General features: G+C 32.2%; 10 protein-coding genes. All 10 read right to left on the reverse strand.

All coding sequences use genetic code 11. The features are described 5' to 3' along the window. Window positions 1-506: 506 nt before the first annotated feature. Window positions 507-986: a hypothetical protein gene (locus DNC80_RS07405; RefSeq protein WP_182650483.1), complete on the reverse strand. Its 480-nt coding sequence runs from the start codon at window positions 984-986 to the stop codon at window positions 507-509. Window positions 987-990: 4 nt separating this feature from the next. Then, on the reverse strand, window positions 991-1,665 hold the full coding sequence (locus tag DNC80_RS07410) for a peptidoglycan DD-metalloendopeptidase family protein (protein ID WP_182650485.1): 675 nt from the start codon (window positions 1,663-1,665) through the stop codon (window positions 991-993). 109 nt (window positions 1,666-1,774) lie between these two features. Then, window positions 1,775-2,068 carry a putative quinol monooxygenase gene (locus tag DNC80_RS07415; RefSeq protein ID WP_144890649.1) on the reverse strand — a complete coding sequence of 98 codons (294 nt, stop codon included), beginning with the start codon at window positions 2,066-2,068 and terminating at the stop codon, window positions 1,775-1,777. Window positions 2,069-2,208: 140 nt separating this feature from the next. Next, window positions 2,209-4,617 (reverse strand): thiamine pyrophosphate-dependent enzyme, encoded by a 2,409-nt coding sequence (locus DNC80_RS07420; RefSeq protein ID WP_182650487.1) that lies wholly within the window; start codon window positions 4,615-4,617, stop codon window positions 2,209-2,211. Between the two features lie 186 nt (window positions 4,618-4,803). Then, on the reverse strand, window positions 4,804-7,629 hold the full coding sequence (locus DNC80_RS07425; RefSeq protein WP_370628719.1) for an aminopeptidase: 2,826 nt from the start codon (window positions 7,627-7,629) through the stop codon (window positions 4,804-4,806). A 219-nt stretch (window positions 7,630-7,848) separates the two neighbouring features. Continuing rightward, a complete protein-coding gene (locus DNC80_RS07430) occupies window positions 7,849-8,577 on the reverse strand; it encodes a TIGR00730 family Rossman fold protein (protein WP_144890655.1) in 729 nt (242 codons plus the stop codon). A 243-nt stretch (window positions 8,578-8,820) separates the two neighbouring features. Then, entirely contained in the window at window positions 8,821-11,652 is a 2,832-nt protein-coding gene (gene uvrA, locus DNC80_RS07435) for an excinuclease ABC subunit UvrA (RefSeq protein ID WP_182650489.1), read from the reverse strand. Between the two features lie 137 nt (window positions 11,653-11,789). Continuing rightward, window positions 11,790-12,482, reverse strand: coding sequence for a hypothetical protein (locus tag DNC80_RS07440; RefSeq protein WP_182650491.1), 693 nt, complete (start codon window positions 12,480-12,482; stop codon window positions 11,790-11,792). A gap of 92 nt (window positions 12,483-12,574) precedes the next feature. Continuing rightward, the gene (locus DNC80_RS07445; RefSeq protein ID WP_182650492.1) at window positions 12,575-13,504 is read right to left on the reverse strand and encodes a hypothetical protein; all 930 of its coding nucleotides are present in this window, start codon (window positions 13,502-13,504) and stop codon (window positions 12,575-12,577) included. A gap of 11 nt (window positions 13,505-13,515) precedes the next feature. Next, window positions 13,516-13,770: a hypothetical protein gene (locus tag DNC80_RS07450; protein ID WP_182650494.1), complete on the reverse strand. Its 255-nt coding sequence runs from the start codon at window positions 13,768-13,770 to the stop codon at window positions 13,516-13,518. Window positions 13,771-13,814 lie beyond the last annotated feature (44 nt).

The following is a 13,814-nucleotide window of genomic DNA, read 5'->3' on the forward strand; positions in this document are numbered from 1 at the left end:
TTCTTTGCTCCATAGATATGTTTTCCATGATTTCGACTTCTCCTTAATCAACAACCACAAAATTGAGTTTCAGCTTTTTTAACTCTTCTTTGACAGCAATTTTACAACGATTGCTCACCATGTATTTAATGTATAGTTTCAAATATATTTATTTAATGTTGTGTTAGTAACGTGTTTAATTTATGTAAGTTACGTTAATTAATTTTATACAGCTATCAAATAAATTTAATTTTCACAAATACTAATTATTCAGAAAATTAATTTTAGAGCCGTATAAAAAAATAGTACAAAACAATTATCGAAATAATTCAATCAAATATTTAGTTCGTTATTTCGATAATTTAAAATTATACAACGTCAACATTTTATTTGTTATATAATTAAAGTGAAAATTTGTGAAATAATTTAGGTTAATTATTTCAGAAAAATAGACTATATCTCTTGATTTCGAATTGGTTACAAAATAAAATATATCAAAAGAGGATACTTCGAAATTAAATGAATTATTAATTTATATTAATAGTATCATTCCAGTCCAATGATTTTATGGAGGAAACCTTATTAGTAGATGTCATTGTGACCCTTAATTCTTTGTTGGCAACATTTTTAGAATAAAGTGCTTTGTATCTAAAAATAATGGAATTATCGCTTTTAATTGTATAGGCTTCGATAAGTTTTAAATCCTCAAATGTGCCGTAATATTGTCTAAATCGTTGACACGTTTTAGTAAGTCTTTCTTGTGTGGTATTTTGAATCACTGATGGTGTTGCTTCATCAGGCGTAAAAGGTTTAAATTTAGAGGTGTTACACGTCATTAAAACACGTTTACCCAGTTCATAGGCCTTGTTCTTTTGAGTATCATTAATATCACCTACAGCTATTTTTATTATAGTTGATGCGGTTGTAGGATCCGTAGTAATGCTTTTATTGGTTTTACATCCAATAACAACCAATAGAATAGCTGTAAGAAAAATTAATTTTTTCATATTTTTATATTTTAAGTAATAGGTTAGGATCGGGACAATTTTCGAGATAAAAATCTAAATCTTTTTTACTACAAACACCTGGATAATCTCCATGCATTTCTTGTATGTTTTTTATAATTTGAAAGTGTAGGTGAGGAGCATAATCTCCGTTTACAGCGGCTTCACCAAGTGTAGCTAGCAACTGACCTTTTGCAAAGAAATCACCAACTGCAATATTTTTTAAACTATCTAGACTTAAATGTCCATAAAGAGTATAGAATAAATGTTCGTCTATAGCATGTTCTAGAATTATTGTGGGTCCATAATCTCCTAAACCAGTATTGTAATTAAAACTATGAATCGTGCCGTCAAGAGCTGCTAATACTGATGTGCCTGCTTTTATCCACAAGTCTAGACCTAAATGAATGTTTCGTTCTTCGGTATTAAGATCATTAAAAATACCACTACGCTTGTACAAATCCCTGGTTTCATTGTAACCGCCATAAGCTACTTTAGCATTTTTTTCTAATAAATAGTTGTCTATGTAACGCTCAAATTCGGGAGCATTTTTCAATTGTAGGTTTTGAAAATGAGTATTGTGTACTGATAAATCCAGTGGAATATAATCACTATATGAAATTGTGTTATCAATTACTTTACAATCATGAATGTCTTTTAGTATGTTTTCTAACGGTTGCATGTTTTTTTTTTCATTAAAAATATAAAAAAATGCCAATATAGAGAGGCTATATTGGCATTATAACAATTAATTAAGACGTTTTCTTAAATCAAATATTTTTTTTACATACTTATTTTACTGCAAGTAAGTCTACAAATTCTATTACAGGATCTTTTGATAAAAGCGTTCCTGCATTTGCCATTAAAGCTTCGGCTATTTTACCTGCCAAATGTGCTTTTCGACCTTCTTCAGTTTCAAAGGTGTCAAAAATTCCAAATGTTGATGTTCCTATTTGCCATCCGTACCAATTCACCGTTTCGGGTTCATCCAATACTAATGGTAGGGCACTTTTTAAAAAAGCTGCAACTTCAGCTTCTTTTCCTTCTTTGGCTTCTAATCGAGCTAACAATGCATATTTTTCCATAATTATTTTAGTTTTAGTAAAGATAATTAAATGGGAAGTTGTGCGGTAGAGTTTAACTTTTGTTGAGGATTGTTTTTTAGAAAATTAGGTAATAAAAAAAACCAATCTGATTAAGATTGGTTTTTAAATTATTTTAAAAATTAATACAATGAAGGAAATTTTAAAGGATTTACTTCGTTCATCATATCATAAACTTTTTCATAAATATCCTCAGCCGATGGTTTAGAGAAATAATCTCCATCAGTACCATAAGCGGGTCTGTGGGCTTTTGCAGTTAAAGTTTGCGGTTTACTGTCAAGGTGTTCATAAGCATTTTGTTCTTCAAGAATTTGTTGCATTATGTAAGCCGAAGCACCTCCTGGTACATCTTCATCAATCACTAGCAAACGATTTGTTTTAGCAATACTTTTTATAATGTCTTTGTTTATATCAAATGGTAACAATGATTGTAAATCAATAATTTCACAGTCGATACCAACTTCAAGTAACTCTATTGCGGCTTGTTGTACGAGCCTCAATGTTGATCCATAAGAAACAAGTGTAATGTCGTTTCCATGTTTTAAAGTTTCAATTACACCTATTGGAGTTTTAAATTCACCATAATTAAGTGGCATTTTTTCTTTCAATCGGTATCCATTCAGGCATTCAATTACTAGAGCTGGTTCGTCACACTCTAACAAGCTGTTATAAAATCCAGCGGCTTGTGTCATATTTCTAGGTACCAAAACATGAATTCCACGCACTGCATTAATAATCATTCCCATTGGTGATCCAGAATGCCAAATTCCTTCTAAACGGTGTCCTCTAGTACGGATTATTAGCGGTGCTTTTTGTTTTCCTACAGTTCTATATCGTAAAGTAGCTAAATCATCACTCATGATTTGAATTGCATACAATAAATAATCTAGGTATTGAATTTCGGCTATTGGTCGTAATCCTCTCAATGCAAGTCCTATTCCTTGTCCTAAAATAGTAGCTTCTCTAATACCAACATCCGCTACTCTTAGTTCTCCATATTTCTCTTGCATGCCTTCAAGACCTTGATTTACATCGCCAATTGCTCCAGCATCTTCACCAAAAATCAATGTTTCAGGATATTTAGTAAAAATAGCATCAAAGTTATCACGCAAAATCATTCTTCCATCAGTATCTTCTTTTGCATCATCTGCATAAGTAGGTAATGCCATTTTTGATGAAAATATATTTTCCTTTGTTTCTGAAAATAAATTGCTGCTGAAGTTTATTTGTTCTTTCTTAGTATAGTTTGTGATCCACTGTGAAAGCTCATTTTTTCCAGATTCGTTCAAAATCAATCGCAATACTTTTCTAGCTGCAACTAAAATTTCTTTTTTCAATGGTGTCTTAATACCACTTAGTTCAGCTACATACTTTAAAATAGACTCTTGGTGTGCGCTAGTAGTTGCGATTTTTTGCAATAGTACTATTAAGTCTTTTTGATCTTCAATTATAGGCTCAAGAAAAGCTGTCCAAGCTGCTTTTTTACCCTCTAAAACCTCTTTTTTTACTTGAGCGTCAATTGCTTCAATCTCTTCTGGTGAGGCAATGTTTATGGCTATCATCCATAACTTCATTTGTCTAATACAGTCAAATTCTCTTTCCCAAGCTAATCGATCTGCATTTTTATAACGCTCATGTGATCCAGAACTCGAGTGTCCTTGAGGTTGAGTTAACTCATTTACATGAATTAAGACGGGTACATGATTTTCACGAGCAACTGTGGCTGCTTTTTCATAAGTAGTAATCAAATCAGCGTAATCCCAACCTTTTACTCTAAAGATTTCATACCCATTAGTATCTGCTTCTTTTTGATAACCTTTTAAGATTTCAGAAATATTCTCTTTTGTAGTTTGATGTCTTGCATGAACCGAAATTCCGTACTCATCATCCCAAACACTCATCACCATTGGCACTTGTAAAACACCTGCCGCGTTGATAGTTTCAAAAAATAATCCTTCAGATGTACTTGCATTTCCGATGGTTCCCCAAGCAATTTCATTTCCTTCGTTAGAAAAATTTGCCGCATTTGGAATACCTGATACTTGTCTGTAAATCTTAGAGGCTTGAGCAAGTCCTAACAAACGTGGCATTTGGCCCGCAGTAGGAGATATATCTGAACTTGAATTTTTTTGTTTTGTTAAGTCTTTCCAAGATCCATCTTCGTTGAGACTGTGTGTTGCAAAATGTCCACCCATTTGTCTTCCAGCCGACATCGGATCGTGTTTGATATCGGTATGACCGTACAATCCTGCAAAAAATTGTTGAATTGTAAGTTCGCCAATAGCCATCATGAAAGTTTGATCACGGTAGTACCCGGATCTAAAATCGCCATTTTTGAAAGCTTTGGCCATAGCCAATTGAGGAACTTCTTTACCATCACCAAAAATTCCAAACTTGGCCTTTCCTGTTAATACTTCTTTTCGTCCTAATAAACTGCACTCACGGCTTATAATTGCGGTGGTATAGTCTTTCAAAACTTCGATTTTGAAATCTTCAAATGTCAATGCAGAATTGGTTTTTTCTTTTATCATAATAGAAAAGTATAACTTTATGCTGCAAATTTACTTAAAAACAACCTATTATCATAGCGCTTTGAAAAAAATAGAATTTAATTTTCGCAATTTATTCTAAGTAAATGAAGTTTATTTTTTTATTATATGTAATTTTATTAGCAAATATTTGATAATAATTCAACAATTTGACAAGATCACTTTCGTTTAGAACCACTTTCGATTAAAAAGATTGAGTAATGTTTTAGGTGAAAAAGTAACAATAAAACGTATTTTTTCGTTGTATTTGTTCTGAGAAATTTCCAAACCATTGTTAGAGTAGACTGGAAAGTAAAGCTCAAAGTAGTCGGTAACCAGGTTCAGGCGTATGCCACTGTCATAGACAAAACGTTCTTTTGAAGTGCTATTTTTCATTAATCCTACATCTCCATATAGCTCTATCCAATTCCAAATGCTGTAACTAGCGTTCAAACTTGTAAGCCATCTGTTTGCAAATGGAGTGTCTATTTTTGATTTAAAACCACCCTCAGCAATAATGTATTGCTGACTAAAAAGTCCACTATTCTCTGATCTTCCTATGTAATTATAGTCAAATAAATAATCGGTAGGACGATCTAGCGCAAAACTAAAAAAGTTAGATTGTGTTTTATTATGCAAAAAACTTCCGGCATAAAATCGTAAATTGAGTTGACGGTTATTTTCAAAAAGTTTTCGATATTCAATTTCTGCTGTAAGTTTACTAAATTTTCCTGAAGCCTGTAAATCAATGGTAAAGTTTACATGATTGGTAACTTCAGTTTTTGTATTTATATAACGAGTATTAAAAACAGAATAATTAGTTGCAGTATTCTCAGTAAGAATTGCACTTTCATCTTTATTAACAATGACTTGTCGAAATAGAATTAATTGTTTTCTATTATCTCTAAAGTTTGGCTCACGAATGCGCAATTGAATTGATGGATTTAATCTAAAATACGCTGCGTCTTGTGCGTAATTAAAATAATTGGCACTTATCCCATAGCGAATGTTGTATAGAGTACTTGTCCTAATATTTTGGTTCACCACAAATGCTGCTGATCCAGATATATTTTGTGATCTAGTAGAGTAAGACGGATTGACATCAAAAATAATAGGTTTGTCAAGTATGGTTTTATTATGTAATCGAATGCCCGGGGTAAGGCCATCATATAAATTATAGTAAATAGAAGGTACATATAATATTTGATTGTAATAAGGATATTCAAGATCTTTCATAAAAACAAATTTTATTGGTCTGTTATTAGGCAAAAAACCATTTAACTTTTTCCAGTTATTGCGCAAATTAAATTCTGGTACTTCGTTTTTTAAGTTTAAAATCAAGCGATCAATGTTTTTTCTAGGAATGGTTATAGTGCTGTCACAAGCTTCAATATCAAACCATTGTTTAAAAACAGTAGCACCTTTCTTAGTTCCGTAAACAGGTATAGGAATTGCCGTTCCTGTTTTATTCTTTACAGAAAAAGTAATACTATCCTTTGTCTTACTCAGAGTTGTAAATTTATAATCAATAAGATCTCTAGAGTTGATCATGGTGGTAAAAAACCAACCTATATCTTTCTTAGTTTTAGATTTTAAAAGCGTTTCAAAATCAGTTCTAGTTGCCAGTGCATTTTGTTTTTTTGCATACAAATCTTGAATACTTTGGGTCATAATATCTTGTTTAAGATAATCATCAAGAAACCTAATACTTAATCCAGCTTTGTATTTATTAGCAATTTGTTCATTAAATTTAATTAAATTATTTTTTGATTCAGCTAGAGGTTGATCCAGATTTTTACGAGCCATTAACATATAAAAATAGCTGTACTGGTCATTAAAACCAATATTTGCAATATTAAAATTTCGCAATAGTTTAAATCGGGAAAGATTGCCAATCATTTTTGTATTTGGATAATTCTCGTCAATATATTTCATCATAGCATAGACTTGAATGCCGTCATAAATCCAATTTTCTTTTCTAGGGTCAAGGTGTAAACTTGTTTTGAGAAATGAATTTAAATATGTTTTTAAAAACTTAATTTCATACAAAAATTCTTCTGGGAAGGGACTCAAAAAAGAGGGTAGTTGGTTCAAGCCATAAAACGGATTTTTATCATAATCATTTTGAGTGATAATGATTTTTTCATGTGGATATTTTCCAATAAATGCATTGGTAAAGGTGACTACTTTATCAATTACTAACGCTTTTTGAACATCGTTTAACTTAGTGTTTTTTAAATCGGTGACAACATCAACGATATTATTTTTAAAACTTGTAAATTCTGGTTTTGAGGTAATTATCAAATTAATGTTTGTACGATTATCTCCTTTTAAAAGATGTGTGGTTTCCTCACCTTTTTCTTCAAATTGCAGTATATTTAAGTCTGTAGATAGTTTTTTTTTGGAAGGTAGTGTTATTAAAACTTCAAATGAGGTAATGCCATTTGCACTATCATCAAGATTGTTGTTGCTATATTGTAAAAAGTTGTTGTTTTCATATCGTGCTGGGACTAAAAAACAGTTTTTTAAACTAAAATTCCCTTCATTATCAATGCCATAATTTGTAAATTTCGCATTCGGAATTTTTAGCGTGTAAGTAAGTGTGAGTTTTATTTTTTGAAAAGGCAAAATGGCATTGGTTAATGTCACAACAACACAATCCGGGTTTTTTTCAGGCCGGTTCCATTGTAATTCGGTGGTTGTATCTAGTATTTTTAAATTTTGAGTACTTCCACGAACATCCTCTTTGGCTAGGTGAAAACCTCTGTAAAATTCGTCCGAAAACCGTTTGGCTAGTGGTGTAAATTTAGTAGCATATGCATTGTTCCAATCGTTAAAAACTAAAGATGTAAGCGTATCATTCGACTCATTTTGATACACAAATTCCTGTTCCACGGTTATAGTTTTACTTTCAGGATTGACAACCGCTTGCATTTTAGTAAAATGCTGACTGTAATTTTTTTGTATTCCAATTAACAAAAAAAATGTTAACGTAACTCTTATATAGGTTTTCAAATTTGTACTCCTTTGTTTAAGATTAATGCCAATAAAAAATCAAGTGCCTATTGTAAAAAAGGGTTTAAATATTTAAGATTCTGTATCAAAATCATTTCTTTTGAAAATAAACCAGCTGCACTCAAAGGGCTAAATATAAGTATTATTCAACACGAAATTCTTATTTTTTTTAAATTTTGACAAAAAAAAAGAAGCTGTTGTGAGCAGCTTCTTTTCAATTTAAAAATTTGGAGATAAATCGTATTTCTTATAAAAGGCATCAATTACTGCCACAACTTCATCTTCGGTATCTACAATCTTAATTAAGTTTAAGTCTTGCGGACTCACTGTTTTTTCTTTTTCTACGAGTACCGTTTTAACCCAGTCTAACAACCCAGACCAAAAACTGCTTCCTACCAAAATAATAGGGAACTTTCCAATTTTCTTAGTTTGAATAAGCGTAATCGCTTCAAAAAGTTCGTCTAGTGTACCAAAACCTCCTGGCATAACCACAAATCCTTGCGAATATTTCACAAACATTACCTTGCGTACAAAGAAATAATCAAAGTTTAAGTTTTTATCCGTGTCAATATACGGGTTAAAATGCTGCTCAAAAGGCAACTCAATATTCAATCCTACAGAGGTTCCACCGCCTAAATGCGCTCCTTTATTTCCAGCTTCCATAATTCCAGGACCACCGCCAGTAATTACCCCGTAACCCGCTTTACTAATCTTGTAAGCAATTTTTTCTGCCAATAAGTAATTCGGATCCTCCGGCTTGGTTCTCGCCGATCCAAAAATAGACACACAAGGACCTATTCGCCCCATGCTTTCGTACCCATTTACAAACTCTGACATGATTTTAAAAATCGCCCAGCTGTCGTTAGTACGTATTTCATTCCAATCTTTCTGCTTCAATCGGTCTTGGATTACTTTATCCTCGTCATTATCAAAATCTTCTAATCTCATATTTTGTATTTTAATTTTCTTTTTTATTTTTTTCAGGAGCTTTATCCTGCTGTCCGTTCTATCTTTTTATTTTTTAAAGAAAAAAATAAAAAGGATGCCACTTCCATCAGGGCTAAAAATCGAGCCTGCTAAAGTAATTCTTTTTTTAAAACTGCAACATACTGCTCTTCCAGTTTTTGTCATTTCATATGAATTTACTTTCGATATAAATTTCCAGTATGTAATTCCTATTTTGGAGGTAAATTAAACCAACTCTTTCTTTAAAAACTGTGCGGTATAGCTTTTTTTACTTTTCGCTACTTCTTCAGGCGTTCCCTTGGCAATCAACTGGCCGCCACCTTTTCCGCCTTCAGGACCAATATCAATAATGTAATCAGCTAATTTAATTACATCCATATTATGCTCAATAATTAGGATCGTATTTCCTTTATCAACCAGTTTGTTAATCACTTCCATCAGCACTCTAATATCCTCAAAGTGAAGTCCTGTTGTAGGTTCGTCTAGAATGTAAAAGGTATTTCCAGTATCTTTTTTAGACAATTCTCCCGCTAACTTGATACGTTGTGCTTCGCCACCAGAAAGTGTGGTACTTTGTTGGCCAAGTGTAATATAGCCCAAACCTACATCTTGTAAGGTTTTAACTTTTCTATATATCTTCGGGATCATTTCAAAGAAAGGAACAGCCTCGTCAATAGTCATATTCAACACATCCGAAATTGATTTTCCTTTGTATCTAATTTCTAGTGTTTCTCTATTAAAACGTTTTCCTTGACAAGTCTCACATTCCACATACACATCAGGCAAAAAGTTCATTTCTATTGTTCGAACACCTGATCCTTCACAGGTTTCACAACGTCCGCCTTTTACATTAAAACTAAAACGACCTGCTTTGTATCCCCGAATCATACTTTCAGAAGTCATCGTAAACAAATTTCTGATTTCTGTAAAAACTTCGGTATAGGTTGCTGGGTTACTTCGAGGTGTTCTACCAATCGGGCTTTGGTCAATATCAATCACTTTATCGATATGTTCTAAACCTTCAATTTTTTTGTACGGTTGTGGTTTCTTGACACCATTAAAATAATAGGCATTCAAAATAGGGTAGAGCGTCTCGTTAATCAAAGTCGATTTTCCACTTCCCGAAACTCCCGTCACGCAGATCATTTTACCCAATGGTAACTCAATTGAAACGTTTTTCAAGTTATTCCCCGTTGCTCCGGTTAGTTTTAAGAATTTTCCGTTGCCTTCTCTTCGTTTTTTAGGAACTTCAATTTTCATTTCGCCATTCATGTACATCGCTGTAATAGTATGGTGTTTCAAGATTTCGGCAGGCGTTCCTTTACTAATGATTTCACCACCGTATTTTCCGGCTTTGGGTCCAATGTCAATCACATAATCAGCGCGTTCTATCATGTCTTTGTCATGTTCCACTACCACTACCGAATTCCCGATGTCTCGCAATTGCTCTAACGATTGAATCAGTTTTTCATTGTCACGCTGGTGTAAACCAATACTCGGTTCATCCAAAATATACAACACACCAACCAATTGTGAACCAATTTGTGTGGCCAAACGAATACGCTGTGCTTCACCACCAGAAAGCGATTTTGAACTTCGGCTTAAAGCCAAATAATCCAAACCTACATTCATCAAGAAATGTAAACGGTCCTTAATCTCTTTGATTACTTCAGTAGCGATACGCTTTTGTTTATCAGATAAATGGTTGTCTAAATCTTTAAACCAAGCAGTCAAATCTGAAATGTCCATGTCGCACAGTTCGGTTATATTTTTTGTGTTAATTTTAAAGAATTGGGCTTCTTTTTTTAATCGGGAACCTTCACAAACAGGACATTTTATCTCGTCCATGAATTCTTTTGCCCAGCGCTTGATTGTCGCCGATCCACTTTCATCATGTTGGTTTTTTATAAAATGCGAGATTCCTTCAAAATCAATTTTATATTCTTTAGTAACTCCAGCTGTTTTCGATTCGATACTAAATTTTTCTTTTCCGCCATTCAAAATCATTTCCATCGCCTCTGTAGGAATAGTTTCAATTGCATCAGTCAATTTAAAACCGAATTTTTCACCAATGGTTTCCAATTGCTTAAAAATCCAAGAGCTTTTGTATTCACCTAAAGGGGCAAAACCGCCCGCTTTAATAGATAATTTTGGGTTTGGAACAATTTTTTTACTGTTGACTTCATTCACAGTACCGAGTCCGTTGCAATGATCACAAGCTCCTTTTGGAGAATTGAAAGAAAATAAATTGGGTTCTGGATTTTGATAGGATATTCCGGTGCTAGGACACATCAAGTTCCGACTAAAATAGCGCACCTCATTCGAATCTTGGTCTAAAACCATCAATACATTTTCACCTTGATTCATTGCGGTATTGATGCTTTCCATCAAACGTTTAGCGTTATCTGGCGTGTCTTCAATTACCATTCGGTCCACAACAATTTCAATGTCGTGCGTTTTATATCGGTCAAGTTTCATCCCTAGAGTAATATCAAGTACGTCGCCATTAACACGAACTTTCAAGAAACCTTGTTTGGCAATTTGTTGAAAAAGCTCTGCGTAATGTCCTTTTCGAGCTCTAATTACAGGAGCAAGAATATTGATTCGTTTTCCTGAAAAATCCTGAATAATCAAATCCTTAATTTGCTCGTCAGAGTAAGAAACCATTTTTTCGCCGCTGTTGTAACTGTAGGCATCGGCACCACGAGCATAGAGCAAACGTAAGAAATCATAAATTTCAGTTATAGTTCCTACGGTGGAACGCGGACTTTTACTGGTCGTTTTTTGTTCAATAGCAATCACAGGAGAAAGCCCGTCAATTTTATCAACATCAGGACGTTCTAAACCACCTAAAAACTGACGCGCATAAGCAGAAAACGTTTCTACATAACGGCGTTGCCCTTCGGCATAAATGGTATCAAAAGCTAAGGAGGATTTTCCAGATCCCGAAAGACCGGTAATGACAACCAGTTTTTCCCTTGGAATGGAAACATCTATATTTTTTAAGTTGTGCACGCGAGCGCCTTGAACTTCAATGGTATTGTCTTTGTCTAGCATAATTTTTGGCAAAAAAGCAAAGTTACCATTTTGAATCGTTCTTTTGATGCAACAGTTTAGAAGTTTGTGTTAAAATGGGACATAAAAAAAACGCTAATTGGAGTTAGCGTTTTTTGGTTTCAACGACTATGATTAAATTAACATCCACAGCTACCATAAACGTTTTTAATTATTTTTTTTCCATTTTTTTTATTTTCAATAATCATTTCTGCGGTAAACCAAGTAGTTTCATACTCATCATTTGATTTGACAATTTTCTTTTTGTAAATGTAAACAATATATTCATTATTTGAAAATTTAGCTTCTTCAATTATATTTGGAGTACTATTTTTTAAATGTATGTTTTTGTTATTTATTGAAATAGTACAATTATCGCCTAAATCTGAGATATATAATATTTCATCTTTATCGTATTTTTGCTTAGATTCTGCAAAAGAACACGAACATCCCGCTTCAACAGATGTTCCTTGTTCATAATCAATTGTTGTATTGATAAAAGGAAATGATGAATTCAAAAAAACTATTGAATCTTTCAAAGCAGCCACTGTTTTACTCAACATTTTAGAATTGTCTTCACTTTGTTTTTTCAACGATTGAAGCGAAGTGATTTTTACTTTATGAGCTTTTATTGAATCTTTAGTAGCAATTAGATTTTGATTTAGCATAGCTATTTCTTTGTCTTTAATGCTGTTAATTGAAATCACAGAATCCTTACTCGTAGTGCTATTTTTTAAAGCTATCCTCAATTCTTTTTTATCCATTTTTTCAATGTCTTGAGAGTAAGTATTTAAACTTAAGCAAAAGATTAAGAGGAGTAATGTTTTTTTCATAGATTATTTACTTTATTTAACGATAATTTAAAGAGATCGGTTTACTTTGATAATGTACTGATTTTGTTGGGTCGAAATACCATGATTTACTATTATAAAGTGAAATTGAAAACATCATTTTTTAATTTTACTTCAATATCATTTAAAATAAATTTGAAGTTGGTTTTTTTGCTTTCACTCCAATCCTCAAATGGAACGGCATATTTTTTTTGTTTTATACGTTCAATATCTTTTAAAACAGTACACAATAAATTAAAATAATTATCAAGCAATTCGGATTGAGTTGATACATCATAATTACCATTAGAGTTTATTATTTTGTTTCCATAATCAGTTAAAGCTTTATAATTCTCCTTAGAGCCTAATTCTAGATTAAGGTTTTGTTTTATTCTAATCTCTAAACCTAATATAAATAAATCATCTACATCATTTGTAAGTTCATCAAGAGTGTCATATAAATCACTATCGTTTTTAATTACATTGGTGAAAGATTTATAGTTTTGCAGTGAGTCTACTTCTTTTACGTTTTTATTTGCGGGATATTTGATTGAACTTTTATTTAAAACATCAAATATTTTTTTTTGAAATTGGTCAGCTTTTTCTTTTTTAGTGATAGAAAAAGAAGCATATATTTTTTTCTTATCGTTTTCAAGTGCCATTAGCTGTAAACCATCAATTGTCATTGCACCTACAGTTTTTATTCCACTTAAAGCATAACTAGCAGCAGATTGAGCTTCATCAACTGTTTCTAAATTATTCTTTTTTTCAATGAACTTAGATTCTGCTAAAAATTCACTGATTTTGTAACCAGTTTTGTGTAGTTCAATATTATTGTCCCAATAATCATTTATATAATTTTTATATTCTTCATCAATATTTAAAGATTTAAATTCTTCTTTATTTAGCAAATCATTTATAGTTATTTCTTCATTGAATTCTAAAGTTAGTTCATCTTTAGTTTCTTGACATGAAACTAAAAGAAATATACAAAAAATTAAAGGAAAATATTTTTTTAAAGCCATTTTAAACATTTTTACTTAACAATTTTCTTCGTTTTTCTTTTTGCCAAATAGTAAAGGAAGTTTGCAATGCCAAATGACCACCAGCCAAAAAAGAGGAATATTAAAATATGTCCCGTTGTAGAACCTTCATTTCTTTTTAATAAAAAATATTCAGGTGTTTCTTCTTTTAATTGCCAGTCATTTGCTAGATACATTTTCATGTCTCTTTTTGCTTCTTCCCTTGCTAATCTTGTTTCTTGAGCGATTTGGTTTTCTTCTAAATTCATTTCAGTTTTTTTTATTTGAACTCAAAACTAAAAAACTTAAAACA

Source organism: Flavobacterium sp. SOK18b, from assembly GCF_014156605.1.
In the GTDB taxonomy this organism is placed as follows: Bacteria; Bacteroidota; Bacteroidia; order Flavobacteriales; family Flavobacteriaceae; genus Flavobacterium; species Flavobacterium tiangeerense.